15 protein-coding genes, 3 pseudogenes and 1 riboswitch are annotated in these 26,948 nt (G+C 68.0%); of the genes and pseudogenes, 7 read left to right on the plus strand and 11 right to left on the minus strand.

What is annotated here, in order from left to right; translation table 11 throughout:
* Positions 1 to 2: 2 nt before the first annotated feature.
* Genes EDD30_RS32725 through EDD30_RS32735 form a run of 3 tightly spaced genes read left to right on the plus strand, consistent with a single transcriptional unit; the run spans position 3 to position 3,543 of the window.
* Positions 3 to 1,379 carry a TldD/PmbA family protein gene (locus EDD30_RS32725; protein ID WP_071806423.1) on the plus strand — a complete coding sequence of 459 codons (1,377 nt, stop codon included), beginning with the start codon at positions 3 to 5 and terminating at the stop codon, positions 1,377 to 1,379.
* Positions 1,372 to 2,703 (plus strand): TldD/PmbA family protein, encoded by a 1,332-nt coding sequence (locus EDD30_RS32730; RefSeq protein WP_071806422.1) that lies wholly within the window; start codon positions 1,372 to 1,374, stop codon positions 2,701 to 2,703. The genes EDD30_RS32725 and EDD30_RS32730 overlap by 8 nt, the downstream gene beginning before the upstream one ends.
* Before the next feature lie 36 nt (positions 2,704 to 2,739).
* The gene (locus EDD30_RS32735; RefSeq protein ID WP_071806421.1) at positions 2,740 to 3,543 is read left to right on the plus strand and encodes a hypothetical protein; all 804 of its coding nucleotides are present in this window, start codon (positions 2,740 to 2,742) and stop codon (positions 3,541 to 3,543) included.
* A gap of 439 nt (positions 3,544 to 3,982) precedes the next feature.
* Here the strand turns inward: EDD30_RS32735 and metE are convergent, their stop codons facing one another.
* A complete protein-coding gene (gene metE / locus EDD30_RS32740) occupies positions 3,983 to 6,220 on the minus strand; it encodes a 5-methyltetrahydropteroyltriglutamate--homocysteine S-methyltransferase (protein WP_071806420.1) in 2,238 nt (745 codons plus the stop codon).
* A 113-nt stretch (positions 6,221 to 6,333) separates the two neighbouring features.
* Positions 6,334 to 6,550, minus strand: a riboswitch (cobalamin riboswitch).
* A gap of 365 nt (positions 6,551 to 6,915) precedes the next feature.
* On the opposite strand from metE, the gene EDD30_RS32750 reads away from it, so the two are divergent.
* Entirely contained in the window at positions 6,916 to 8,631 is a 1,716-nt protein-coding gene (locus tag EDD30_RS32750) for an ABC-F family ATP-binding cassette domain-containing protein (RefSeq protein ID WP_084556523.1), read from the plus strand.
* A 75-nt stretch (positions 8,632 to 8,706) separates the two neighbouring features.
* On the opposite strand, the gene EDD30_RS40080 is transcribed toward EDD30_RS32750, so the two are convergent.
* From EDD30_RS40080 to EDD30_RS32770, 4 genes are all read right to left on the minus strand, one after another.
* A complete protein-coding gene (locus EDD30_RS40080; RefSeq protein WP_280526229.1) occupies positions 8,707 to 9,288 on the minus strand; it encodes a recombinase family protein in 582 nt (193 codons plus the stop codon).
* Positions 9,289 to 9,638: 350 nt separating this feature from the next.
* Entirely contained in the window at positions 9,639 to 10,607 is a 969-nt protein-coding gene (locus EDD30_RS32760; RefSeq protein ID WP_123678644.1) for an ATP-grasp domain-containing protein, read from the minus strand.
* Positions 10,608 to 10,622: 15 nt separating this feature from the next.
* Positions 10,623 to 10,934, minus strand: coding sequence for a hypothetical protein (locus EDD30_RS32765; protein WP_143162748.1), 312 nt, complete (start codon positions 10,932 to 10,934; stop codon positions 10,623 to 10,625).
* Positions 10,935 to 11,416: 482 nt separating this feature from the next.
* Entirely contained in the window at positions 11,417 to 12,340 is a 924-nt protein-coding gene (locus tag EDD30_RS32770) for a DUF4142 domain-containing protein (protein ID WP_244945484.1), read from the minus strand.
* Positions 12,341 to 13,043: 703 nt separating this feature from the next.
* On the opposite strand from EDD30_RS32770, the pseudogene EDD30_RS42260 reads away from it, so the two are divergent.
* Positions 13,044 to 13,574 (plus strand): annotated as a pseudogene (locus tag EDD30_RS42260) (IS3 family transposase); the annotation flags it as partial.
* On the opposite strand, the gene EDD30_RS32785 reads toward EDD30_RS42260, so the two are convergent.
* From EDD30_RS32785 to EDD30_RS32800, 3 genes are all read right to left on the minus strand, one after another.
* The gene (locus EDD30_RS32785) at positions 13,549 to 14,229 is read right to left on the minus strand and encodes a hypothetical protein (protein WP_071807594.1); all 681 of its coding nucleotides are present in this window, start codon (positions 14,227 to 14,229) and stop codon (positions 13,549 to 13,551) included. The pseudogene EDD30_RS42260 and the gene EDD30_RS32785 overlap by 26 nt on opposite strands.
* 69 nt (positions 14,230 to 14,298) lie before the next feature.
* Complete coding sequence (locus EDD30_RS32790) at positions 14,299 to 17,394, minus strand: AfsR/SARP family transcriptional regulator (protein WP_143162854.1); 3,096 nt, start codon at positions 17,392 to 17,394, stop codon at positions 14,299 to 14,301.
* A gap of 885 nt (positions 17,395 to 18,279) precedes the next feature.
* Complete coding sequence (locus EDD30_RS32800; protein WP_071807596.1) at positions 18,280 to 21,333, minus strand: bifunctional diguanylate cyclase/phosphodiesterase; 3,054 nt, start codon at positions 21,331 to 21,333, stop codon at positions 18,280 to 18,282.
* A gap of 308 nt (positions 21,334 to 21,641) precedes the next feature.
* Between EDD30_RS32800 and EDD30_RS32810 the strand changes: the two are divergent.
* Positions 21,642 to 22,309: pseudogene (locus tag EDD30_RS32810) on the plus strand (IS5 family transposase); the annotation flags it as partial.
* A 178-nt stretch (positions 22,310 to 22,487) separates the two neighbouring features.
* On the opposite strand, the gene EDD30_RS32815 reads toward EDD30_RS32810, so the two are convergent.
* The 3 genes from EDD30_RS32815 to EDD30_RS32825 all read right to left on the minus strand — a co-directional run bounded on the left by EDD30_RS32815 (position 22,488) and on the right by EDD30_RS32825 (position 25,556).
* On the minus strand, positions 22,488 to 23,624 hold the full coding sequence (locus EDD30_RS32815) for an IS701 family transposase (RefSeq protein ID WP_084557716.1): 1,137 nt from the start codon (positions 23,622 to 23,624) through the stop codon (positions 22,488 to 22,490).
* 57 nt (positions 23,625 to 23,681) lie between these two features.
* Positions 23,682 to 24,029, minus strand: coding sequence for a DMT family transporter (locus tag EDD30_RS32820; protein ID WP_071803722.1), 348 nt, complete (start codon positions 24,027 to 24,029; stop codon positions 23,682 to 23,684).
* A 582-nt stretch (positions 24,030 to 24,611) separates the two neighbouring features.
* Complete coding sequence (locus EDD30_RS32825; RefSeq protein ID WP_071803709.1) at positions 24,612 to 25,556, minus strand: aminoglycoside phosphotransferase family protein; 945 nt, start codon at positions 25,554 to 25,556, stop codon at positions 24,612 to 24,614.
* 162 nt (positions 25,557 to 25,718) lie between these two features.
* Here EDD30_RS32825 and EDD30_RS32830 point away from each other — a divergent pair.
* Positions 25,719 to 26,835 (plus strand): annotated as a pseudogene (locus EDD30_RS32830) (IS701 family transposase).
* Positions 26,836 to 26,948 lie beyond the last annotated feature (113 nt).

Genomic DNA, 26,948 nt, shown 5'->3' on the forward strand with positions numbered 1-26,948 from the left:
CGATGGAGACATCCACCGCGGCGCAGATCATCGAACACGCCACCGCTTTCGGTTGCGACTTCGCCGAGGTCTTCTTGGAAGACCGCTTTCTGGACGACGTCCGCGCCCGGGACGAGCAGATCGTCAAGGTTTCCAGTGGTCGTGACATAGGCGCGGGAATCCGCGTCGTTCACGACGGGCGTACAGGCTTCGCCCATACTGCTGACGTCACTTATGAAGGGCTGCTGCGAACGTTCGCGGCCGCGGCCGGTGCAGCCGGGCTCCGTGGCGCCGGAATGCTCCTTGGCGTTCGTCGGCAGGCGTCTCATGCACATCTGATCACTGGAGTGCCGTCGTACGATGCGGTAGACCTGAAGGACACGCTTCGGGCAGCTCGCGAGGCCGCTAGAGGCGTCAGCGACACCGTCGACCGGGTCGGTTTGACCGTGTTGTCCAGCGTGCGCCGAGTGGCCGTGCTGAACTCGACGGGCACCCACTCGTCGTACGAGACGCGATCCGATCGCTATGTGGTGGAGGTGACCGCGGCCGGCTACGGGCGCCGCGAGACGGCCATGGAGGCACCCGGATGGACCAGCGGTTCCGCTCAGCTCGACCTCCCGGTGATGTGCGACGCAGCTACCACGGCCGCGCGACGCTCGGTGCGCCTCTTGACCGCTCGTGAGGCACCGGTCGGTGACCTGCCGGTCGTTTTCGCCGCCGGCGCTGGAGGAGTGCTGTTCCACGAGGCATGCGGACACGGCCTGGAGGCCGATCTCGTCGCCCGCGGTGCATCCGGGTACGCGGGACTTCTCGATTCCCCGGTCGCCTCGCCGATGGTGACGCTGGTCGATGACGGCCGCCTTGACAGCGCGTGGGGCTCGCAGCTGTTCGACGACGAGGGAGAACCGACGTCCCGGCATACCTTGATCCGCGAGGGTGCCCTGGTCGGCTTCCTCGACGCGCGGCACCGGCCAGGCGCCCGCGGCGATTCTGGCGGCAGCGCCCGGCGCGAGAATTACCGCCATCTGCCGATGCCCCGGATGAACAACACCTTCATGCTTCCCGGGAAGGACTCTCCGGAAAGCCTGATCCGCGATACCGAGTACGGCATCTACTGCACGCAGCTCGGTGGCGGGTCAGTGAACACGGTGACCGGGGAGTTCTCGTTCGCTGTGACCGAGGGGTATCTCATCGAGCGCGGTGAGGTGACCCATCCGCTGACGACCTTCCAACTGGTGGGGAACGGGCCTGCCACGCTGCGAAGCATCGACGCCGTGGCGAATGACTTCGCGCTGTGGCCGGGAATCTGCGGCAAGGACCGGCAATCGGTGCCGGTGACCGCTGGCCAGCCGACATTGCGGGTGCGTCAGATGACGATCGCTGGCGGCGCTCGTGGCTAGTCTCGGCGGGGACGACCACATCGCCGCTCTGGCCGCTCTGGTCATGGCAGCGCCGTCGGGACGGGAGACGATCGAGTTCTTCATTAGCGACACGGACAACGCTGAGGTCCGCGTCAGGGACGGGCGCGTGGAAAGCTTCCGGCGCTCCGGGGAGCGAGGAGTAGGCGTACGGCTGGTCGACGCCGGCCGGGTCGGCTATGCGTGGACCACCTCCTTGAGCGTCGGGGCGGTCGATGAAGCGTTGCGGCTGGCTCGCCGCAACGCGCAGCTCGGTGCGAGGGTAGGAGCAGGATCCGTGCCTTCGGGTTCCGGGATCATCGACCACGAATCGCTGTTCGATGAGCGGTTCAGGTCCGTCTCCGACGATGACCGGGTAGCTATGGCGCTGGAGCAGGAACGTGCCGTGAGAAGTCTCCGCAACGTGGTGGGATTGGACTACTGCTCCTATCAAGACAGCATTTCGCGCACCACCGTAGTCAACTCGCTGGGTCTGACTTCGTCAGCGACACGCAGTCAGTGTTCGCTCGACGTGCTCGTCATCGGTGATGTCGAGAGCACCTCGAATCAGACCGGTCACGGGTACATGAAGGCGCGTTCCGCGCAGGATCTGCGCCCGGATGCGGTAGCACGAATGGCCGGTCAAGAGCTCGACTTCTTCGACGCCCCTGCGGGACAGGTGCCTTCAGGGCCGACCGTTGCGGTCTTCTCGCCACGGATCGTCTCGGTCATTCTCGGCCACATCGGCCGCGCCTTGGCGGCAGATACGACTGGCCGAGCTTCCTTCCTGTCTTGTGCGGAAGGCGAGGTCCCGGTTCCCTCGTCGTTGCTGCTGGTAGAGGATCGCACGAATCCGGAGGCAGCCGGCGCCCTTCCGTTCGATGCCGAAGGCGTGCGGACGGCGCCGCTGCGGCTGTACGGATCTGGCGCCGTAACGCGGAAGCTGGTCGCCGGAACGGCCGTGCGCAATAGTTACAAGAGCCCGCCAACGCCCGGCACGCGTGCTCTGTGGCTGCAGTCCGATCCAGCCCCTGCGGAGGACTTCTGGAGCGGTATCTCCGACGGGGTGATGGTGATGTCGGCACCAGATCCCTTCTCCGGCTTCAACTTGACAACGGGCGCCTTCAGCTTTGGCTTCAGTGGCAGACGCATCATGAATGGCCGGCTCGGATCAGTCGTGCGCAATATCGGGATCTCCGGAACGCTTCAGGGCCTGCTGGCGTCCTGCCGAACCGCCAACGATCGGGTCTGGCCCTTGAAGGGCCATGCGGGCTGCACGATGCTGATTCCCGGCCTCGTGGTGAGCAGCGCCTCCGACATCGCCTGACATGGAGCTACCCACGTGACCCCTCGAACGCGGCGGTTGAGCGTCGACTTCTTCGGTACCCGGGTCGACTACGTCTGCAGAGACGATCGAACCCACTCGATGCTGGAGTATTACCTACGCCCACACGTGCGAACACCGACCTGGGAGGCACAGTGCCGGCTGCAGGTGGCACTGCTGAACTCTGGTGGATGCAGCTTCCAGCGCGCGCTGACCTATGCCGGGCTGGAGAAGCGCATCTACGCGAATGAGGGTGACGGATGGCGGCTGTACGACCGCTTCTTCGCGAAGTCCTCCAGGCCGACTCCGCTGCCGCCGCTGAGTTTCCCGGGATTCCGGGGCGGCTACCGCAGCCTCCACGCCGCGGCAGCCTGCAGCCCCGGCACTGAGGCAAAGGCCGTCATGATCCGCGGTGAAAGCGGTGCGGGGAAGTCTTCCTTGCTCCTGGCCCTCCTGGTCAGAGGCTGGGGATTCCTTTCTGACGATGTTTGCGTGGTGCGCCGTGCGGACTCCCGGATCGTTCCGTACGGGCGTCCGATCGGCGTCCGTGCGCCCGCCCGGGCCATGCTCGAGCGATTCTGGAAAGACGGCTTGATGGCGGCCGACAAGGAGGCGATCTCCGTGTCAACGCGGTCGGGCAGGACCTCGATGCTGCGCAGCGAGAACCTCGGGTTCATGGCGGGAGCAAAACCCGTTCCTCTGGCTCTGGAGGTGATGCTCACTCGAGGAACCCGGTTCGAGGCGATCAAGCATGGTCCGGCGCAGATCACTCTGCGGTGGACACCGGAGTCAGACCTGTGGCGAGCCTCCAGCCTGATAGAGGAGGCCATCGCCTCTCTGTGACATCTGCCGCACACCGGCGAGTCGGAGTGAAAGCAGGTGTCGCGATACTCCTCGATGATGACCCGCTCGGCGCGGGTCCCCTGTCTCGGGCTCGTGTCTGATCGTTGAAGGCCGACAGAGCGGCACGGTGATCTGGCTCGCCGTCCGGCTGCGTCCGGTGGGGGTACGGAACATCCGAGCGACCGCGGAGCGACCGGTTGAGCCCGATGACGCTCCCAACCCCTCACTCCCCGCCACGCCTTGGACCGAATTCCGGGCTTCACATTGCCGCGCCCGGATCCGTGGGTGGAACGTTTGGGACGGCGTGGACCACCGCGTGCCGGACCCTCGCCCCGTGGCGGCGGGCCACGGCCGGTCAGCACCTCGTCTCGTGATCGAGGCACGGGGAGACCGGGCGGGCTCCAGAGGGGAAGGGAGCCCGCCCGGCTGGGGAGATGGGTCAGTGGGCGCGTACCTCGGTGGCAGCGGCGACGAGGTGCCGCAGGGAGGCCTCGACCTCGGCGTAGCCGCGGGTCTTGAGGCCGCAGTCCGGGTTGACCCAGAGCCGCTGCGCCGGTACGGCCGCGACGGCGCGGCGCAGGGCCCCGGTCACCTCGGCTTGCGACGGCACGCGGGGGGAGTGGATGTCCCACACGCCGGGTCCGATGCCGCGCCGGTAGCCGATGGCGGCCAGGTCGTCGAGCACCTCCATCTTCGAGCGTGACGCCTCGATGCTGGTGACGTCAGCGTCGAGGGCGTCGATGGCGGTGAGGACCTCGCCGAACTCGGAGTAGCACAGGTGGGTGTGGATCTGGGTGTCGTCGCCGACGCCGCAGGTGGCGAGGCGGAACGCGCCGACCGCCCAGTCCAGGTACGCCTTCTGGTCGGCCGTGCGCAGCGGCAGGGTCTCGCGCAGGGCCGGTTCGTCGACCTGGATGACCGTGATCCCTGCCGCCTGCAGGTCGTGGCATTCGTCGCGCAGGGCGAGCGCCACTTGGTCGGCGGTGTCGGCCAACGGCTGGTCGGTGCGCACGAACGACCAGGCCAGGATGGTGACCGGGCCGGTGAGCATTCCCTTGACCGGCTTCAGGGTCAGCGACTGTGCGTAGGCGGACCATTGCACGGTCATCGGTGTCTTACGGGCGACGTCGCCGTAGATGATCGGTGGCCGGACGCAGCGTGAGCCGTAGGACTGCACCCAGCCGTGTGCGGTGGCGGCGAACCCGTCGAGTTGCTCGCCGAAGTACTGCACCATGTCGTTGCGTTCGGGCTCGCCGTGCACGAGCACGTCCAGGCCGAGTTCTTCCTGGAGCCGGATGACCCGGGCGATCTCGGCGTGCATCCGCGCGGTGTAGCCGGCCTCGTCGAGGGTCCCGGCCCGAAGCTCGGCGCGGGCCCGGCGCACCTCGGCGGTCTGCGGGAACGACCCGATGGTGGTGGTTGGCAGCTCGGGCAGCCGCAGCCGCTGCTGCTGGTGGGCGGCCCGCGTCTCGTAGTCGCCGCGCTGCCGGTCGCTCACGCTGAGGGCGGCGAGCCGCGCGCGGACGTCGTGGCGGCGCCACGCCGGGGGCAGCGGCGGCAGCGGCTCGGGCAGGTGCGCGGTGCCGTCGCGCAGGGCCTTGCCGAGCTGGACGACCTCGTCGACCTTCTGCCGGGCGAACGCGAGCCGCTCGTACAGCTGCGGGTCGAGGTGGGTTTCGGTGGACAGGTCCATCGGTACGTGCAGCAGCGAACACGACGTGGACACGGCGACGTTGTCGGCGAGCCCAGCCACGGTCGCGCCGGCCGTGACGGCGGCGCGCAGGTCGGTGCGCCACACGTTGTGACCGTCGACGAGCCCGGCGACGATCGTCTTGCCGCGCAGCGGACCCACGGCGGCGAGCCGCCGCAGGTTGCCCGGCCCGGCGACCAGATCCAGGCCGATCGCCTCGACCGGGGTGTCGAGCAGGGCGGGCAGGGCCTCGCCGAGTTCCCCGAAGTAGGTGGCGACGAAGATCCGCGGCCGGTGTTCCACCTGTCCGAGGCGGGTGTAGGCGCGGCGCAGCGCCTGGATCTCAGCCGGTGTGCGGTCGGCGGCGTAGGCGGGCTCGTCGAGCTGCACCCAGGTCACGCCCGCCTCGCCCAGCGCGGTCAGCAGCAGGGCGTAGGTGTCGACCAGGTCGTCCAGCCGGGCGAACGGGTCGTCGCCCTTGGACAGCAGCAGGAACGTGGCCGGGCCGACCAGCACCGGCCGGGTCGTGACGTCCAGTGCGCGGGCCTCGGCGTACTCACGCAGCGCCTTGCCGGGGTTCGCGGTGAAGACAGTGTCGGCGTCGATCTCGGGAACGAGGTAGTGGTAGTTCGTGGTGAACCACTTCGTCAGCTCCAGCGCCGGCTCGGTATCGACGCCGCGGGCCATCGCGAAGTAGGTGTCCAGCTCGGATAGACCCAGTCGGCGGAACCGGTCGGGGATGGCGCCGACGGCGACGGCCGTGTCGAGCATGTGGTCGTAGTAGGAGAACGTGTTGGATGGGATGCCGTCGAGGCGGGCGTTGCGCAGTGCCAGCCACACCTCGGCGCGTAGCCGGGCCGCGGTCTTCTCCAGCGCGGTGGCGTCGATCGTGCCCGCCCAGTACGCCTCGACGGCCTTCTTCAATTCCCGGTCGGTGCCGATGCGGGGATAGCCGAGCACGGTGCTCTGCCCGAATGCGGTGGTCACAGGGGGTCCTTCCCTCGAAGAGCCCAGCGGGCACGGGAAGGAGAAAGGCAGGGTACGGCGAGGTACCGACTCCCGCCCAGGCCCTCCCGAGGAGCCGCCGGCGGCGCACACCGGCGGTGTGCGCAGTGCTGGCAGGTCTTCGGACTCACGGGCGTGACCATGGTGGTCGCCTACTGGCCGTCGCTTCCCAGACCCTCGCGGGTCCAGTGCTTCAATGACGGCGGTCGTTCCCGCTTACCGCTGCGGGGCAGTCCCGGTCTTCCACCGGGTTCCCTCTTACGACGCCCCACCAAGCTGTCGGCGGGGCGAACCAGCACCACCGGTCATTCTACGGCCCCGGCAGGCTTGCTGTCGTCGACGGCGACCACCACCATTTGGGCGGTGGCCACTGTGGTCGCCGGTACGGCCCGATCCCACCGGTCCGCGGTCAACCTGACCGCGACCTCCAAGCCCTCTCTTGTGAGACGCTCCCGCAGAACCTCTCCAGCTCTGCAACGACGGCAGCAGTTCTTCGCTGGAAGCCACGGGCGGGTCAGGTACCGTGAACGTCATGGCACGAGGTATCTGGTCGCAGAAGGTCCGCACCGCCCGCTGACGGCGGCGCCTTCCCCTGCTGAATCCGCGCTCGCCGTCCCGGACCCCGCCGGGCGGCCGCCTGCTGCTGCCCGGCTCCACTGCGAGCCGCGGAGTACCTGTTGAACCTCACCCCTATCCCTGAGATCCTGTCCCCGCTCCTCCCAGCGGGCGACAGCGCGCACATCCGCGCCAAGGGCGTCGCCGTCACCCGCGGGTCGCGACGTGTCTTGCACGACGTGTCGGTCACCGTATCGGCCCGGTCCCGGATCGCCGTCGTCGGCGAGAACGGCCGCGGTAAGACGACGCTGCTGCACGTCCTCGCCGGCCTGATCCCGCCCGATGAGGGCACCGTGCACCGCGCCGGCACGATCGGCCTGGCCCGCCAGGAACTGGCGGCACGTGATGGTGAGACGGTCGGCACCCTGACGTCCGCGGCGCTGGCCGCCCCGCTCGCGGCCCTCACCGCGCTGCATGAGGCGACCTTGGCAATGACCGCCGGTGATCCGGCCGCCGACGACCGCTACGCCGTGGCATTGGAGGCTGCCACCCGCCTCGATGCGTGGGACGCCGAACGCCGCATCGACGTCGCCCTGGACGCCATCGGCGCCTGCCCAGACCGTAACCGTTGCCTGGCGACGCTGTCGGTGGGGCAGCGCTACCGGGTGCGGCTGGCGTGCCTGCTCGCCGCCCGGCACGACGTGCTGCTGCTCGACGAGCCCACCAACCACCTCGACGCCGGCGGGCTGGACTTCCTGACCCGCCAGCTACGCCAGCACGCCGGCGGCCTCGTCGTCGTCAGCCACGACCGGGCGCTGTTGCGCGACGTCGCCGACCGGTTCTGCGACCTCGACCCGAGCCGCGACGGCACGCCGCGGCTGTACGCCGGCGGCTACGACGCCTGGCAGCACGCCCTGCGCCGCGAGCGTGAGCGCTGGGAACAGGACTACGAACAGCAGCAGGCCGAGCACCGACGGCTGGCCGACGCGGTGTCGGCGGCCCGTGACCGGCTCTCCACCGGCTGGCGGCCGGACAAGGGCACCGGCAAGCACCAGCGCCAGTCCCGCGCGCCGGGTGTCGTGCAGGCCCTCAACCGGCAGCAGGACGCCCTCGCCGTGCACCGCATCGACGTTCCGCAGCCGCCGCCGACACTGCACTGGCCCGACCCGGTGGCCCGACCGGGGGCACCACAGCTACGCGCGCATGGCGTCACCGTAAACGGGCGACTCGCCGGTCCGATCGACCTCACCCTCGACGGCAGTGACCGGCTGCTCGTCACCGGATCCAACGGTGCCGGAAAATCCACCCTGCTCGCGGTGCTGGCCGGTGCCCTCCACCCCACGGACGGACGCCTCTGGACCGCGAGCGACACCCGCATCGCCCTGATCACTCAGGAGACCACCGAGCACGACCTCGCACTCACCGCCAGCCAGGTGTACGCCCGCCACGTGGGGCGGCTGGTCGTCCATGCCGGGCTGCGCGACGCCGACACCGTCGGACTCGGCGCGCTCGGACTCCTGGACACCGACGCCATGGGCACACCGGTCGGGCGGATGTCGCAGGGCCAGCGGCGGCGCCTCGACCTGGCCCTGGCGCTGGCCGAGCGACCCGGCCTGATCCTGCTCGACGAACCGACCAACCACCTGTCGTCGGCGCTGATCGACGAACTCACCAACGCAATCCGCGAGACCAGAGCCGCCGTCGTCGTCGCCAGCCACGACCGGCAAATGCTGCGAGACCTCGCCGACTGGCCGCGGCTAGAGATCGGACGGCGTGCGGAGCGTTACACAAACCGCGCTTCTTCGCTGGAAGCTAGGGGCGGGGCTGTTCCTCGTTGACCAACTCTTCGACCCCAGGTCGCAAGATCGTTAGCAACGCCCCAAGGCAGCCGGGCGGAGACTGTGTGGCATCTCTCAGCGTCGAACCGGTCGCCGCGGGAGCGCGTGTTGAACCGACCGGCCGACGAGGGCGCTACCCCCCCCGGAATCGCACGGAAGAACCGACTGTGCAGACGACAGACCGAACCCGACGCAGGGCCGGCTGTCCCTATTGCTGACCGTCGCAGGCGTGGCGACGACCGCGCTGCTGGCGCCGGCCGGGCCGGCCGCCGCGGCTGAGCCTCGGCCCACCTGTGAGGGCCGGGCGGCCGGGGACGGGTGTTGCCCTTTCTTCTCCCCCTTTGTGATGACGAGTTGCGAGGCGACGTCGCGCAGGCTCATCTCTTGGCTGCGCAGGTGCAGTGCCATGGACAGCATGTGGTCGTCGGTGACGCTGGCGCCGCCGATGCTCTTGCCCCGGGTGCGGCCGGACTCGTGGCCTTCCAGGGTGCGGTCGCGGATGTACTCGCGTTCCCTCCCGGACGGGGCCGCCAGCACGGTGAACACGATTCCCGACGGGGCATGCGAGCCCTGCAGCTCACCGGCGAGGAACTCTAGGCCGACGCCGGGTGCTTTCAGCTGCTCAACCAGGGCGGCCAACTCCAGACCGCGGCCCAGCCGCTTGTGCTAGTGGACGACGAGGGTGACCGCGGCGCCGGAGGCCCGAATCTCCTGGGCGAGGTGGCCCTGCGCTTGGGTAGCTGAACGGGATCCTGTTGGCAAATTTGGACAAGCTGGTGACGTGCGGGAATATCGGTCTGGACGCCATTTCAACGCCTTGCCCAGCGCTGCCCGGGCCGGATAAGGCGGGTCTCAGCGGCGATCCGGCGGTCGGAGGCGAGCAGGCCAGCGGTTCTATGGGCACCAAGACCGGCATCACCCGCGCTGGCTGGCGGACTTACCGGCCAGCGGCCGCCGGCTGACCATATCCACCTGCAAGTACGGCGGTTCGTGTGCGTGGCGCCTGCTCACATCATGGTTACTCCGCGTCGCACCTCCTGGCAGACGAAGTCCGCGAACGGTGTTACCAGATCCAGCCCGAGGAGTCCCTGTGCGAAGAGGAACTGACCCTGCGGATTGAGTTCCAGCCACACCGGGTCCCGAGCGTCATCGAGTTTCAGGTCGAACACCCCCATGCGCAGGCCCAGGCGGTGCAGGAGTTCGGCGAGGCGCCGCGTCAGGTTACCGTCCAGCCGAACTTCGTAGATGGGTACGTTCAGGTTTCTGCGCCAATCTAGGTCGGGTGACTCGATCTGCACGGCGTACGCCGTTTCCTCGAGGACCAGGACCCGCAGGTGCCGGAACCCGGGCACGTGCTCCTGGTAGATCGCCGGCGCGAGCCGCATCGAGTCCTCGGCGGCCAGGTGCTCCTCAAGAACCGGTGCGGTCAGCAGCGGCCAAACCGTACTGCCTTTGATCGTCTTGACGATGACACCGTTGGGCATGGACGCGTGGAACTGCCGGATCTGTCGTGGATCCTGGCTGACGAGGGTGCGAGGAATCCGTAGGCCACATGCCTCGGCGGCGCGCAGCTGCACGAGCTTGTTGTCGGCCAGCCGGGTGGCGTGCGGATCACTTATCCAGGTTCCGCGGAACTCGGTGACCAGAAGGCCGAGCAGCGCCCAGTGGCAGTCATTTCTGATGACCTGGATCTGCGCCGGATCCGTTACGAACGGGGGCACGACCTGGGGAACGTTGAACCGTCGCAGCCAGATGAGGTCCAGTTCCCGCACGTCGACCAGGTCGCCCTCGTGCGACGGCAGTAGGCAGACGTTATCCGACCAGGTGATGCCGCCGCTTCCGGCGAGACGGTCCGTTTCGATCACGCTACAGATGACGCCCTCGCGCTGACGCAACTCCTGCTGAACGAGCAAGGCGTGTAAGTCGTTCCGAAGCGACAGGATGGCGATGTGGCAGGATGTCACCGACTCGCTCATGAACAAGACCCGGGGTTAGTCGTAGTCGGGATCGTCGACTTTGCGGGGATCCCCGGAAATCGTTCCGGTGCAGGTGCCGGTGTTGGGGTCGGCGCCACCATCGTCATCCGGAATAACCACGGCCCGATCACGGATCTCTCGAACCTGAGTGCGGAGGAACTCCATCGTCATTCTCTCCCACTCGGCGAGCCGTTCCGGGGGTATCACCTCGACGTCGGCGACCGGTTGCACCAGGAAGACCATGGGGAACACGGCCTTTTTCTCCTTTTTCGCTGCCGGCGGTCCAGCCTGCCGGCCCTCTGGTTCGTTGCTCTGTGTTGCGGTCATGAAATGCCCCGTCTCGTGCGCACACAATGGCCTGTCCCAGGGAAGGGGTCGTTTTACTGGATCCGCGAAAGCGCCGATATATCGCCGACGCCGCGAATTGGAACGAGGGAGCAAGGGCCAGGTGAACGCCATATTGGGACTATTTCCGTTTGCCGTCAATGCGGCTGACCAAGATTTTACACAAGGGGTGCTGGTGACGGCTGGCGAAGAAAGGGGCGGATTCGCTGAGTGAGCCGTTTCAACCCTTTTGAGGCTGCTCAAATACGGTGCGGCAGGCGCAGGGTGATTGCGTTCTCGCGGTCCAGGCACCCGTGCCACAACTTCCCAGTCCCTTGGTCAATGCCTCATGGCGTACCCGCTGGAAGGCGCGGCAACCGGACAGGCTGGTGCCGCCTCCATTCGGCCGGTGGGCGGGTTCGGCCGGGTGCCGTGTGCAGCCGTTCGCCGGGACGTTCGCGGCATCCGCGCCGCGCTGGGCGCGATCAGGGAAGGAACGCTGTGCGGGCTCCACTTGCGACGCCAAGCGCTTGATCATGTTCAGCCTGACCTGTGCCACGAGGCGTCTGCCGAGGACGGTACGGGCCCGGATCGGATCCGGGCGCGAAGCGCCGGCTTCGTTGCCGCCGGTAGGGCCGGCGGGAATCTTGGCTGAAGTGCCGGACGATGAAGACCGATATGGCCGCGCTCGCGAGCGCCACCAGGACGAAGGCGAGCACCGGTGTGGACGTCTCGGATCTCGCCGCTGACTGAAGCTGTGTGGCACCTGCCGATCCGCCCGTGGCGGATCCCGGCGGGGCTGCGGTCGGCAGCGCGGCGAAGTCGACGATGCCGCTGCTCTCCAGCAGGGTCATGTGCGTCATGACGAACTGGTTGGTGCGCTGGGCGAGTTTGCGCATCGTGTCGTTGCGGGTGCTCGCCCGGATCGTGGCGATGGCCGGGAAGATCTTGCCGTGGGCCGCCCGCAGCCGGTCGATGTACACCCGGTCGAACTCTTCGCCCTCCGCGTCGCGCATCTCGTCGAGCCAACCCTGTTGGTCGGCGTTGGGCTTGTTCGGCAGGGAGACGTCCAGCTTCTTGGCCGCGTCGCGGACGAGCTGGTCGAGCGCGACGTGCTGGGCGGCGATGTCGCGCCCGATGGACTGGATCCGGGGATCGTCCGACTTCTCCTGAGCCATCTTGCCGGCGGGAATCTCCCAGAGCCCGGCGAGGCGGACCTTCACCGCGAAGTCGCGGTCGGCGTCGGAGACCTCGCCCTTGCCCCGGTCGGTGATCAGCCCGTTCGGCGGGTCCGGTACGCCGGGTTCAGCACGTGCCCCCTGCGGGTCCAGCAGAAGGAGAACCGCGGTGGCCAGCGCCGCACCCCACAGGCGGCGCTGCCACCGCAACATCCGATTGATGGCGAACACGTCAGCCTCCAGCCATGGCCTGGGAACGTCCCTGGTGAGCGGAACTACGTGGCTCGGCATGCTTCGGATCAACACGCGAGACGGATTTGCGCAGGTTCCTTCCCCGGCCCCGACACGCCCTCGCCCCTCAACCACGGTGGGGCCGTCCCGCAGAACGCTAGCCACACCCTCGCTGTCTGAACCCGGGCGGACGACGGAGGTCGTGTCAACGGCACGGCCTCGCCCCCGCTGACCGCGCGGGACGAGGAGCACCACCCTCCACCAGTCCCGCTCTCCATCGGCGCGACCCCTCCTGCGGCATTCACGCGTTCGGGGCCTCGGCGGCGGGCCCGGCAGTACCTTTCCGGGCTGGTCGGGGGCCTGGACCGGATCAACGGCTGGACCCTGGCGGAACAGGCCGGCGACATCTCGCCGGGCGAAATGCAACGCTGCCGGCGTGCTCACGGTGCCCGGTGCCGCGTACGCCGCCGACACGACGACCCAGTTGTCCGCCACGCAGATGGTCGCGGCGTTGAAGCCGGTGGCGATCGCGTCCACGGCCGCAGCCGATGGCGGCTGGAAGGCCGACATCACCATGACTCAGGGGATCTGGGTCTCCGGGAGGATGTCCAGCATCATGGAGAGCGTGAGTAAGAAGCGATCTCGGAGGCCGCGGCGTGTGTTCACGCCGGAGTTCAAGGCCGAGATCGTCGAGTTGTGCGGGGACAACGCCGTCGCCGAATCGTTTTTCGCCACGATCGAGACCGAACTGCTGCACCGGCGGGCCTGGCCCACCCGCGAGACCGCCCGGCAGGCGATATTCGAGTACATCGAAGGCTGGTACAACACCCGCCGCCGACACTGTGGGACTCCGATGGCCAGTACGAGTGGTTCATCGCCTCGACCCTGGTGTCCACCGGCACCCACGGTCCGATCTTCGTGTGGTGCACCGGTGTCGGCCGGGTGTGGTGGACCAACGCGGAAGACTCCGGCGAAAGTGACGACCACCGCGATCGGTGACGAGAACAGCTACTCCGGGCCCGGCGCAGCCGGTATCGCCCAAGAGCTGACAGCATCTGGACTGGACGATGCCGACCCGGCCACCTCGCGGCGCACGGCCGGCCACCGGCCTGCGGTGCCGGCGCTCACCGAGCCGGCATCGCCTGTCGTCGCCGCTCACGTCGGCTGTCGCTACTGGTGGCCAACCTCGCGATCCGGTCTGATGGTGCCTACGGCGTGGTGGGTCCGGCATTGATGGTCACCGGGGCGACGGTCACGTCCACTCGCATGGTCAGATCGTCGATCCACAGGCTGGTGGCGCCTGCCTCCAACCGGGACTGCAACTGCACCCGGTAGACGCACGGCTGTTGATTGGCGGATTCGCGGCAGGTCGCCACATACTCCTGGGCCAACGTGTTGGCCTGCCAGTCGTTCGCCCCGCCCTTGGCCGAGTCCCAGGCATAGCTGTCGGGGCGCCCGGTGTTGTCTGGCAAGGTCGGAGAGCCGTTGACCAGGAACCGGCCGCCGCACCATCCGATGCTGGCCTCCTCTTTACCCTGACAGTCCAGTTCCGCTACGGCTGTCAGGTCGACCAGTGCCTGGGCTCCGAACGGAACCGTGAAGGAGAGCTGTCCACAGGCGACGTCGAACCATTCGGCGCCGAACTTGGCCTCCTCGTAGGTGAACGGCACGTTGTTGACATTGCGGTACTTCTGCTCCGCCGGATGCAACTGACGCAGGAAGAGGCACTGGTCGGGCGCGTACTCCGCCCCGTACATCTTGATGCCCTGCGGATTCACCGGGTCGGGGCCGGGAGCGGCCGCGGCGGGTACGGAAACCCCGAGCAACGCGACAGCACCGCCCAGTACCAGACCTGCGGTGCGCTTCCACGACAGGTGTTTCGACGACATGAGACCTCCCTGATCGGCAACGGATTCCAGCAGTGTCGTCCGCCGGGTCAGAGCGCCCTCAAAGCGTCGTCAAAGTGCGCTGTCGGCCGTCGGACTCCGACGCCGGTCGCGCAACGCGGGCCCGATGATTTCCGTCGCTGTGATACCAATCTCCCGCATGGCCTCGGCATAGTGCTGCTGGGCGCGCGCAGCCTCGCCGAAGTGACCTGCCCGGGCCAGTACGGCGATCAGGCTCTGGTGCGATTGCTCGTCGTACTGATCGATGGCCAGCAGACGCAACAGATAGCGGACCGCGTCGTCGACATCGTGATCGCGCCGGGCCAGCACCGCCAGCGCCCGCAGCACGTGCAGGTACGTCGCCCGTGCCTCCTCGCGCAGCGCACGGGCCCAGTCGTCGTAGGGTTCGCCCGCGAACACCTCACCGCTGAAGCACCGCTCGGCCTCGGCCAGCACGGCGTAGGCGTCGGCGTGCCGGTCGTATTCGGACAGCCGCAGGCCCTGCTGTGCGGTGGTCAGAAACTCCTCCACGTCCACCGTCAGGCGATCGAGGTTCAGCGTGATGTTCGCCTGACTCGCGGCTATAAAGTGGTGCGGCGAGACGCACCGGCCCGGGTCGAGCACGCTACGCACGGTTGACAGCGCGACCGACAACCGGTGGCTGATGCGCTCGCTCTGCCCGCCGGGGCCGTTGCCCCAGAGCAGTTCGGCGAGTTCGTCGCGGGGCACCGGGCGGCCTCGCCTGGCGACCAGGACGCGGAGCAGATCCCGCGCCTTCTGGGAGGGCCATGCGGCCGGCGGTACCGGGTCGCCGCCGACGAGCACGCTGAAGCCGCCCAGCGTGCGGATCTCCACCTGGGCCGGGGCGGCCGGGCCGGGCCTGGCCGGCGGGGTAGGCGTGACACCGGCCGCGCGCAGCCGGCCGGCGGCGAGCCGGGCGCTGGCCCGCTGCTCGGTGCCGGCGCCCGGCAACTGCCCGAGCGTGATGCGTACCCGGTCGATCTCCACCGAGGCGTGGGTCTCCTGCCAGATGGCCAACGCTTCGGTCAGTGCGCGGCTGGCCTCGGCGGGGTCAGCGGTCGCCGTCGATTGCAGTTCCAGCGCCTCCGCGAGTCCGGGCCGGTCGCGCTGGCGCCCGGCGGCCTCCGCCGCGGCGCGTGCATGCCGTAGCGCCTCGGCCAGGTCACCGGCGCGCACGGCGATCGTCCCGGCGGCAAGGTGCGCGGTGGGCACCTGCGAACCGGACGCATGCCGCAGTGCCTCCCGGCACAGATCGGTGGCCTCGGCCGGCCGGTCCGCGGCCACTACAAGTGCCAGCCCGGCCAGTGCCGGGACCATGCCCTGCCTGTTGGCCTCGCCCGACGCGGCACGCATCGCCTCGCGGTACAGCGCCTCCGCCTCACCCAGCCGGCCGCGTTGGCGGTGGACGTCGGCGAGGCCGCTGAGCGGGTACGTCACCTTGCGCGAGTCCATGTGCTGGTACAGCTCGATGGACCGGATGAGCCGGGACGCAGCCTCGTCCAGCCGGCCCAACCGGCGCAACAGCATGCCCTCATTGCACAATGCCATCGCGAGCATGCCCACGTGGCCGTTGCGCTCGGCGAGACAGGTCGCCGGGACAAGCACCTCCAGCGCCTCCGCGTGGCGGCCCTGCCGTTCCAGCCCGGCGGCCATGTTGGCCCGGATTCGAGTGACGAGGACGGTGTCACCGACCCCCTCGGCCAGCCGCAGCGCCCGCTGATAGTGCGCCATCAGCGCGGCCGGGTCCGCGGCCAGGTTCGCGCAGAGGGCGAGAGCCACGTACGCGTTGGCCCGGGCCCGTTCGTCGCCACAGGCGACCGCGGACCGGTGGGCCCGCTCGGCGTAAGACCGGCACTGCGGCTCGTCGCCGGTCAGCCAGTGCGCTGCCGCCGTCCAGCCCAGCAGCAGGGCCTCGTCGGCGGTGTCCTCGTCGGTGAGCGCGCCCCGGGAGAACACCCGCAGCGCGTCACGTGGATCACGCCACATATAGGTGGCCGCACCGTACCGCCAGGCCAGCGCGGGCCGCAGTCTCCGGTGCAGGTCGACGGCCAACGACGCGTAGACCGCCAGCGCTGCACGGGGGTCCCCGGTCGTCTCCAACGCCTCGGCCAGCAGCAGGTCGGTGTGCTCGTCTCGCACTCCCGCCGGCAGGCGCGACGCCACGGCCACCACTCGGGCCGCCGCCCCGGAGAAGAGCAACGCCCCGCCGTGTTCGGCCAGCAGTGTGGCGCAGCCCGCGTCGTCTCCGGCCGTGGCAGCCAGCCGGAGCGCCTCAGCCGGCCGGTTCCTCGTGCGGTACCAACCGGCCGCGGCTGCCAGCACCCGCTGCCGCGTCGCCGGTCGCGACAGGTGTCCACGGGCGGCCGCGGCCACCAGCGGTACCACGTGGTGCTCGCCGTCCGTCGGCGCAGGCCCTGGTTTGGGCAGCTGACCCGGTGCCGGTCCCGGTGAAGCGAGCAGACCCAGTCGCGTGAGGTGATCGATCGCGTCGCCGGCGCGGCGGTGGCCGAGCGTTCGGGCAAGCTCCACGGAGATCGACTCCACCTGGGCGGCGTCGGCCAGCAACCGGCGAGTTGCGGGGTCGAGGCCGGCGAAGACCTGCTCGGTGAGGAATCCGAGGATCGTGGACCCCGGTCCGGCCAGCGCCGCCAGCAGCCGATCCCCGGACACCATCGCGGTGAGCGCCGGGTCGGTGGCTAACGCGGCGCCGACAAGATGTACCAGGGTCGGCCAGCCGAAAGTGAACCGGTAGACCTGCTCGGCCAGGTCGGCGCCGGTCACACCGTAGCTGCGGTCGAGCAACCCGGCCGTGCCGCCGGCATCCATCGCCAGGCCGACCGGTCCCACCCGCGCGGGAATCGCATCGGTCGGTAGTGCGGCGGCGGGCGGCGGGCAGCGACCGATCACGACCAGCCGGCTCTGTTCGCCCAACGCCGGCAGCAGCACGCCCGGCTGAGCGAGGTGTACGTCGTCGACGATCGTCGTCGTGCCGTCCGGCACCGTGCCGCGTGCGCCGGTGGTCAGCGCGGCGCCGGACAGCCAGCGCGCGGCGCTTTCGTCCAGCCAGCGCCGTACTGCCGTGGTCTTGCCGTACCCAGCCGCGGCCTGCACGACGGTCAGGCACGCAGTCAGCGGGTTATCTACCACGGTGGATGGTATCTCGCTCCTACAGGTGGGATCACCGCGCTGGCACAGACCCGACAAGCGCACTTCGCTCGTGGCGACGGGATCCGCTCCGCGGTGAAACCGTCATCCGGCGCGATCTCCGTCAGTTCGTGTACCTCTGGACGAGGTCCTCGGCGAGGGGCGGAAGTGATCCTGGTCAGCGGCTTTTCATGGACGGACATCGCTCGGCCAAGATCGCTCTAGTGGATCTTGTGGTCACAAGCGTGGTCACTTCGATCGCTACCGTGGGTGGCACCAGCACGATGATGGCGTGAGTCGTCTGGCCAGATTGTGTGCGGTGGATCAGGACCAAGGCGGCGCCGTGCGAGAAACGGCTGGCTTGGCTCTCATCGGCGGGAGGCGATTCCGGACCTGTGTGGCGCTGCACGGCACGTTCGAGAGACCGCGGCACCGACGATCTACCGCAGGTTGGACCAGAAACAAGCTGGACCAGCAGCGGCGTCAGATGCGCAGGTCATGGTCGGTGAGCCGGCCGACGAAGGCCGGTCGTCAGTGACCCGGTCGGCCAGGCGGGTGTGGACCAGCACCAGCGCGGACGGCAGCAGGTGCAGGGCCAGGCCTCGGCGTGGCCGTCGATCCAGATCTACCTCGACCGGGCGTAGTCCGACACCAGCCGGGCTCGACCCGGCCTGGACCGGGCCCCTCGCTGCGGTCCGCACCGGCGATACCCTCGTGGTGCCGGAGCTGGACTGGCTTGCCCCCTCGGTGTCCACGCCTGGCAGATCGGGGGCTACCTAGCCGAGCGTCGGATCCGGCTGCAGCTCGGCGCGACGATCTACGACCCGGCCGACCCGATGGGCGAGACGTTCTTCAACATCTGCTCTCCATGGAGGACATGACGTCTGTTCATGTCGCGTCCACGGGTCGTCGTCTTGCCGGGTGTGCGATTTCGCCGGCGGGTACGGGCCGGGAGAATAGGTAGCCCTGACCGAGCGGACAGCCGAGGTGCAGGAGCAGCTGTCGTTGGGTTGGTTCCTCGATCCCTTCCGCGACGACCGTTAGTTCCAGGGTTCTGGCCAGTCGCAAGATCGCGTCCACGACGGCCTGTTGTTGTGCCGAGTGCGCCATGTCGTCGAGGAAGGATTTGTCGATCTTCAGTACGTCGACGGGGAACTGGCGCAGGTAGCTGAGCGAGGAGTATCCCGTGCCGAAGTCGTCGATCGCGATCCGCACTCCCCAAGAGCGCAGCTGCATGAGGTCCGTCCAGACCTGTTCGTCGTCGCGGAGCAGGAGACTCTCGGTGATCTCTAGTAGCAGGTTGTCGGCGGGGACACCGGTTTCGTCGAGCAGATGCCGGAACCGGTCCACGAAGCCCGGGCTGCGGAACTGGCGAGCGGAGACGTTGACGCTGACATACGGTGATTCTCCAGCGGTGTACTGCGCCATGCGGCGCCAGCCGGCCAGCGTTCGTAATGCCTCCCCCAGAACCCAGTCGCCGAGTTCCACGATGAGTCCGCTGTCCTCCGCTACTTCGATGAATTCGTCCGGTGGCACCATCCCTCTTGTCCGGTGCTGCCAGCGCACCAGTGCTTCGTAGCCGACCGGTACGGCGTCGTCGAGTCTGACGATGGGCTGGAAGTGCAGGAGGAAGTCTCCTTCTGCGAGCGCCTGGGCCAGGGCCGCGCGCAGCTCGATTCGTTGTCGGGTGAGCTCGTGCAGCTGTGCCTGGTAGCGAGCCCATTGGTTCTTGCCGGCCGTTTTCGCGGTGCGCAGTGCGACGTCGGCCTGACGCAGTAGGTCCTCGCCGTCGGTGGCTTGTGCCGTGCTGGCGATACCGCAGCTGGCGGTGTGCTCGGTGATGCCCGCCGTCACGGTGACCGGTTGGCGCAGGCTTTCCAGCAGCGTCGCGGCACGCTGCTCCAGTGCTTCGGGATGAGAGGCGTCGGTCACCAGTACGGCGAATTCGTCCGCGCCGAGCCGGGCGACGTCATCGGGGTTGGCAACGACTGCGCGTAGTCGTTCAGCCAGTACGGTGAGCAGCTCGTCACCGGCTTGGTGACCCATAGTGTCGTTGACGGCCTGAAAGTCGTCGACGTCCAGGAGGAGAACACCAACGAGCCGATCGGTATGTACCCCGTTCTGGGCTGCCTGGTGCAAACGTTCCACGAAATAGGCTCGGTTGCCTAGCCCAGTGAGACCGTCGTTGTAGGCGAGCCCGGTGAGTTCGTGCTGAAGCCGTCGTTGTTCGGTGACGTCACGCATGGTGAGCACCAACCCGTTGACGGTCGAGTCGTCGTGCAGGTTCTTGCACGTGGCCTCGACGGTGATCAGCGCGCCGTCGGGGCGCATCAGGCACCAGTCGGTAGGCTCGTCGATGTTCCTGTTGTTACGCACCGCTTCGATCACGGTTTCTGCCTGGGCCCGCTGCTGGTGGTGCAGCAGGTTCAACACCGGCGTACCCGGCGTGACCGCACCGAACAGCCTCGCGGTTGAGGGGGTCGCGTACCGGATCAGGCCGTCGCCGTTGATGACGATGATGATGTCGCTGGCGTGCTGCACCACGCTGCGGAAATACTCCTCGGTCTGCCGTCGCGTGATCTCTTCGTTGAGTGCGACACGGTTGAGTGCTTCTGCGGCTTGAGCGGCGAGCAGTTCCAAAGAGCACCGTGCACGTCGCAACGCCACCTCGGCGCCTGCCGCGACCAGCACCGGAGACGGGGATTCCGCCTCCACAAGGAGGCCTGTATCAGTCAGCGGCAGCAGCAGCCCGTATGGCAGGTGGACCATGTCGGCGCGTAACTCGGTGGGTAGCTCAGCAGCCGGCAGCAATACCGAGGGGCGAAGGCCGATGTCGCTCTGCGCCGGCTGCCTTCCGGCCCCAGACCACACCTGAGCGTGGTGCGGCCTTGGCGCCAGCAGTTCTCCCATGGCCCGCTCAGCAATGGCCAACACCTCGTTGACGCTACGCGCGCTCGACAGCGCCGCGTGAACGCGACCCAGTACACGCTCTCGGGCGAGCGCTTGCTGGTAATGCGCGACGACGCCCGCAAGGCGCGCGGAGACCACGAGAAAGACGGCAATCACCACGACCGCGATGGCGGCTACTTCACCCGCCTGGGTCAACAGCGCCCTGGCGACGAGCACCGCCGGGGCGATGCTGGCGGCGAAACACAGCAACGCGATCCGAACCACGCCGACCCTGGAGTCGGCCTCGGCCTCCGGCGACGGCTCGGTAAGGCACCGCATCGACGGATGCAGGGCGGCAGCACCCAATCCGCCGTAGAAGACGACCCAGGCCAGGTCGATCGGGCTTGCAATCTCCCAGCCGTCCCCCAGATGCGCGGCCGCGTAGAGCACATCGCCGCTGAAGAGCGCCGCCGCGGCGAACGCCACCATGATCACCGATACGCCGCGCACGCGAGAACGGGTCAGCAGTTGCACGAGCGTCGCCAGGACGACCAGGTCGCCCAGGGGATAGCCAACCGATACGAGCTTTGCCAGCAAGCTGAGGCCAGGATTGGTGAGGTTCGGCTCGACCAGGAGGGTCCACGCTAGGACGCCGACGCCCAGGGTGACGGTGAGCGTGTCCAACACCGTTCCTAGTCCAGGATTGTCCGACCGGCTCCTGATGGCGGCTATCAATCCTGCGGTCATCAGCGGATAGATGGCCAGGTAGACCAGGTGGGCGGTGGACGGAAACCCGACCTGCCTGTCGAGTACCAAGACCTGGACGTTGATCATGGTGTCGCCTACGGCGAAGGCGAGCACCGCGCCAGCGAAGAGCAGCCACGGGGCCCGTCGGCGGGGACGATGAAGCTTCACGCCGACGACGATGGCGATCAGACTGCAAAGAGCCAGCACAACCCATGTCGCAGTCCGCCATCCCGGCACTGCGAAGTACCCGACGGTCAGCGCGCCGAGTAGAGCTACGTAGCCGGTCAGGGTCGAGCGAACACGCATCCAGTTGTCCTCGGCGATGAAGGTCTCACCCTTTCATCGGCCGGCAGAAGCCCGTGCTGAGCGGCAGAACGGACATCCTGTCGACGAGCCAGCCTGGCATATTCTGCGCTGCGGCCGGGGCGACCGCCGGCTCAGCGGCCTTACCCGGCCTCGGCAAGATCATCAATGAAAGGGCCCGGACTCTCTTCGGTACTCCCGTCGCCCAGCTCGAGACGGTGCGCCCCGCCCGCACCGCCCTGGTCGCCCTCGGCCTGCTCGGGTCGCGCTGATTGCGGCATGACATCGCTACACGAGCCTCGGGTGTTGCGCAGATCCTGGCATTGCTGCAGGCCCGGGCGGACACGGCGGGGTTGATCGGCTGGATGGTAAGCGTGGACTCGACCATCAGCCGCGCCGATCAGCATGCGGCCGGAGCCCGCCGACACGGCGAGGGGCAGAAGGAACCGCCCGGCGGCGTGCAGACCGAACCGGCGGATCACGGGCTCGGCCGATCGAGGGGCGGCTGGACCACCAAGACTCATCTGGCCTGTGAACAGGGCCGCAAGCTGATGGCCGTGGTGGTGACCGCCGGGCAGCGCGGCGACAGCCCGCAGTTCATCACCGTGCTGGCCAAAGTGCGCGTCGCCCGTACCGGCGGTGGCCGGCCACGAACCCGCCCGGACACAGTGCTGGCCACAAGGCGTACACGTCCAAGGCCAACCGTGCCGACCTGCGCTGCCGCGGCATCCGAGCCTGCATCCCCAGCAGGAGCGACCGGGACGTCCACCGCAAAGCCCAAGGATCCAAGGGCGGACGTCCGCGTGCCTTCGACCCCGAGAACTACCGCCTGCGTCACGCCGTGGAGTGGCGCATCAACCAGCTCAAACAGCACCGCGCCATGGCCACCAGGTACGACAAGCTCGCCGTGCGCTACGAAGCCACCCTTACCATCGCCGCCATCAACCAGTGGCTTCGAGCACTACGAAACACGGCCTAGTACTGCAACGGCAGTTAGGTGAGTGGATAGCCGCGTCGTCGGTAGTGGCATAGCCGTGCCTGGTATTGGCGTGTGCGGCGCCATCGTGACCACCACCAGACGTGGTGTCTGTGCTGGTGGGAGCGGACGACCAGTGCGGCGATCAGGCGCCTGATCTCGGGTACGGTGAAACCGATCATCATGTGCTCGCCGGTGCAGGTTCCCCCTTTGCGGTAAGGGTTTTCGCGACGACGAGCCAAGCGTGCGCGGCCATCGACAAGGTGATGTGGGCATACCAGGCCCGCCAGTCACGGACCTGATACTCGTCGAGACCGGCACCGTTTTTGGCTTGCTGGAAGCATTCCTCCACGGCCCAGCGGCTGCCGGCTACGCGGGCCAGGTCCATCAGCCGGGTCTGGCGAGGTCCGTAGCAGACGTAGTAGGCCAGCTCGCCCGTGCTGATGTTGCGGCGAGCGAGCAGCCAGTGCCCGCGACCCGGCCGCCAGAACACCCGGATCGGCGTCCGCGCCCAGTGGTATTCGCGGGGTCCGTGAGCGCCGGGCCCGGCCGAGATCCTCGACCAGGCCCGGCCCGGCAGCGCGGCGATCAGGTTGTCGACGCGGGCGAAGCCCATGCTGGTGGTGACCACGTCATCGTTGCGGCGGGTGGCGACCACATGCGCCTGGTCGTGCTCTTCCATCCACACCCGCAGCGACTTCGACTGCCCGTAGGCCTCGTCCATCGTCACCCACCCGGGTGCGATCCCCGCGGCGAACGCCCGGCCGAGCATGGTGCGGGCCATCTCGACCTTGGTGGCGAAGCCGACCTCGTCCGGGATCCCCGCAGCCCGACAGCGTTCACGGTCGTCGGTCCAGGCCTGCGGCAGATACAACTGCCGGTCGATCAACGCGTGACCCTTGCACGAGCGGTAAGCCAGGAACACCCCGACCTGGCAGTTCTCGACCCTGCCGGCCGTTCCCGAGTACTGACGGGCCACGCCGGCGGACTTCACGCCCTTCTTCAGAAAGCCGGTGTCGTCAATGATCAGTACACTCTGCGGGTCGCCGAGGTGCTCGACCACGTAGTCCCGCACGTCGTCACGGACTGTGTCGACGTCCCAGTCCGCCCACCGCAACAGGCGTTGCATTCCGTCCGGCGACACATCGCCGGCCTGCTCCGCCAGGGTCCAACCATTGGTCCGATCCAGGCCCGCGACCAGCCCGCACAGGTACTGCCGGGCCCGCCGCCGCGGCTCCGCACGCGTGAACCGGCCCGCGATCCGGGCATGCAACCGATCCAATTCCGCCGACCACACCGCAACATCGACATTCGTCACACCATGACCAACGACCCGATCATGAACTCGTTTCACCTGCTGAGTGCCGTTGCAGTACTAGTGTGCCCCGCCGCCACCAAGGTTGACGAGGACCACCCCGAGGATGATCACCGCGATGCCCGCGTAGGCGACGGGAGTGATCTTGTCGCTGAAGGCGTAGAGGCCGACGACCGTGATCAGCGCGGTCCCCACGCCCGACCAGATCGCATACGCGGGGCCCATGCTCAGCCCTTGCTTGAGCGCCAACGACAGGCATAGGAACGACACCCCGTAGCTCACGGCGACGACCACGCTCGGCCAGAGCCGGGAGAAACCTTCCGACGCCCGCAGCGCACTGGTACCGATGACCTCGAAGACGATCGCCGTTGCCAGCAGGAGTAACCCGTACACAGGTGGACCGCCCATCGTCTCAGCGGGAAACGCGTTCGGCTGCATCACCCGCAATGCTCGTCGCCTGACAGCGACCCGTCCGAGCATGGGTGATCCGCGCAAGCGGCGTGCGAGGGCCGCCCTGATCAGGCCACGCCCCGCACTGTTTCACGCCGCCAGAACATCGGTCTCGAACTCGGCGACGTCCTCGGGGCCCGGCTGCGGGCCGCTTGTCCGTCGGCGCATCACCATCCGTACCGCGGCCTGACCTGCACCAGCTCGCTCCCGCGGTCGCTGCCCGGTCCCCGCGCTGGCGGCCCAGATGGGACACGCCTACACCTGGGACGCCGATGAACCGTGACCTGTTCACCGACCGGATGTATAGTCAGCGGACTGTCGCTGTAGGAACTTGGCAACCTGCTCGGCATCCACCCCCATGGCCTGTACCCCTTCGATGCCTCCGGTGGACTGCTCCACCAGAGGCGTCCGCGTTCTGATCGAGCTGACCCGGCGCCTCGACCTGCACTCCGCCGCCCTGTCGCTTGTTGTGCGCCAGCTAATACTCCAGCCGGGGATCGTGATCACGCTGGACGAGGGCGCGCCGTGGCGTAATCACTGTCAAGGGTTCGGCTTGGTGACAGCGCTGGCCGTGTATTCAGAGAAGATTTCGCCGAGGATGCGCTGCGCGTTCGCGAATTCTTTCGCGTCCTCAGGATCTTCGAAGGTGTCGGGGCAGCTGGCGAGGGTTTTCCAGAGGGCCCAGCCACGTCCGCGCGCCCATGTCGCATCGTCGACCGTCAGCCGCTTGCAGAATGCCTGCCGGCCGTCGGCGGTCAGCAACGTCCAGGCAATCGCTAGGTCACAGGCCGGGTCACCGACGCCGCATGTCCCGAAGTCAATGACGGCCGCCAACTGGCCGTCAGCAAGTAGAAGGTTTCCCTGGGCGATGTCTCCATGGAACCAGCGGTCTACGCCGTCCCAGCGGGCGTCGAGCGCCCTCGCCCAAATCTCGCGAATCAGCTCGGCATCGACGTGGCCAGCCAACTCGGCGAGCGCATCGTAAACCTTCTTGTCGTAGGTGCGTAGGGTGCCACCCCGGAACCAGTTGTGAATGCCCGGCTGCGGACCGCCGGCGCTGTCGATGCTCTGCAGGGCCGCTAAGAACTCGGCTAGGTCGAGCGCGAATCGCACCGGGTCGGCGATGCGGTCTACGCGTGCAGGCTCGCCGTCGAGCCATCGGTAGATCGACCAGGGATAGGGGTAGCCCGCACCTGGCTTGCCCTTCGCCAGTGGGGCAGGGACGGGCAGCGGCAGCTGAGCGGCGAGGGCCGGGAGCCACCGATGCTCCTTATCGACTGCTAAGGCGTACTCGGCGGCGCTGGGCAGACGCACTAGCCTGTTGGGGCCGAGGTGGAAGGTCCAGTTGTCCCAGCCGCCGTTGGCTACCGGCTCGATCGGGAGATCGGCCGGTTCCGGGAACTGGCCGGAGATGAGCCGACGCACCTGTTCCGCGTCGACGGTGATGCGCTGCGGCGGGGGACCGAGATCCGGAATTTCACTCACTGAGCCATCCTCGTCTGACCATCGACGTCGAGCGCGATGTGGTGCACCAGCGGAAGCAGCCACCGCTGATCATGGACGGTTGTGTGGACTGACCATGACGCAGCGGTGGCTGCGGGATACAGGGTAGACGCCCAGCGGTGGAGGGTGTTGTTCGACGACTTGATGTTGACCATCGGTAAGCGCTTCGGCCGGCCGGAACCCCGACGGCGAATGCGCGACTTCGTCCGGGGCCTACTGGCTCCACTACCGCGTAAGAACTGCTGGACGATCGCCGAGCACGCCGGTGATGTCGTCCCGGACGGGATGCAGGATCTGCTGAACAGGGTGAAGTGGGACGACGCCGCCGTGCGGGCCGACGTCCGCGAGTTCATCGGCCAGCAGCTCGGCGACGCCGCGGCGGTGCTGGTCATCGACGAAACCGGTGATCTGAAGAAGGGCCGGCACACCGTCGGCGTCCAACGGCAGTACTCCGGCACGGCCGGCAAGATCGAGAATTGCCAGCTCGCCGTGCATTTGGTCTACGCCACCGAGACCGCTCACGCAATGCTGGACACGGCCCTGTACCTGCCGAAATCCTCGTGCGACGACCCGCAGCGCCGAGCCGAGGCCGGTGTCCCCGAGAATGTGCGATTCGCGACCAAGCCACAGCTGGCAGCCAGATTGATCGAAGCTGCGGTCACCGGCAGGTCTCGGCGTCTACCGCGTCGACATGCTGGCTGCAGAGCTTCCCGCCGCCGCGTGGCCGCGGATGTCCGCCGGGCAAGGCGCGAAGGGTTACCGCTACTACGACTGGTCCTTGGTCGCCTTGCCCCGCGCCACCGACAGTCACGGCGGGCATCACTGGCTGCTCATCCGCCGCAACCGCAGCACCGGCGAGTTGGCCTTTTACCGCTGCTGGTCACCGCAGCCCGCCGCGCTGCACATGCTGGTCATGGTCGCTGGGCGCCGCTGGAAGATCGAGGAATCGTTTCAAGCCGCGAAGACCGGGCTCGGCCTGGACCAGCACCAGCACCGCCGCTGGACGTCCTGGCACCGCTGGACCACCCTCGCGATCCTTGCCCACGCCTTCCTTGCCGCCGCCACCGCTCACCGCAACCAGCCCGACTCGGCCGGGCTGATTCCGCTGACCGTCAACGAGCTACGCCACCTGTTCAACAAGCTGGTCATCGAACCCGCCCGCCGACATACCGACCCCCTGCTCTGGTCAATCCGCCGACGCCGCCACCAAGCCCGCGCCATGAGCAGCCATTACGCGCGACAAGCGCTCATCGAGCCGTGATCACAATCCCCGGCTGGAGTACTGAGTGGGCTCTGGCTCACTTTTGGTGGACTCATCAGCCTGGTGACGATCCGCGAGAGCGGAGCGCGCGTTCTCTGCAGCTAGATCCGTAA

This window comes from Couchioplanes caeruleus, assembly GCF_003751945.1.
GTDB lineage: Bacteria > Actinomycetota > Actinomycetes > Mycobacteriales > Micromonosporaceae > Actinoplanes > Actinoplanes caeruleus.

What these genes read in the sequence shown, in the direction of transcription:
- EDD30_RS32800 (WP_071807596.1), bottom strand. Translation starts at nt 21,333, where the DNA reads ATGCGTGTTCGCTCGACCCTGACCGGCTACGTAGCTCTACTCGGCGCG.
- EDD30_RS32725 (WP_071806423.1), top strand. Translation starts at nt 3, where the DNA reads ATGGAGACATCCACCGCGGCGCAGATCATCGAACACGCCACCGCTTTC.
- EDD30_RS32785 (WP_071807594.1), bottom strand. Translation starts at nt 14,229, where the DNA reads ATGTCGTCGAAACACCTGTCGTGGAAGCGCACCGCAGGTCTGGTACTG.
- EDD30_RS32765 (WP_143162748.1), bottom strand. Translation starts at nt 10,934, where the DNA reads ATGACCGCAACACAGAGCAACGAACCAGAGGGCCGGCAGGCTGGACCG.
- EDD30_RS32820 (WP_071803722.1), bottom strand. Translation starts at nt 24,029, where the DNA reads ATGGGCGGTCCACCTGTGTACGGGTTACTCCTGCTGGCAACGGCGATC.
- EDD30_RS32760 (WP_123678644.1), bottom strand. Translation starts at nt 10,607, where the DNA reads ATGAGCGAGTCGGTGACATCCTGCCACATCGCCATCCTGTCGCTTCGG.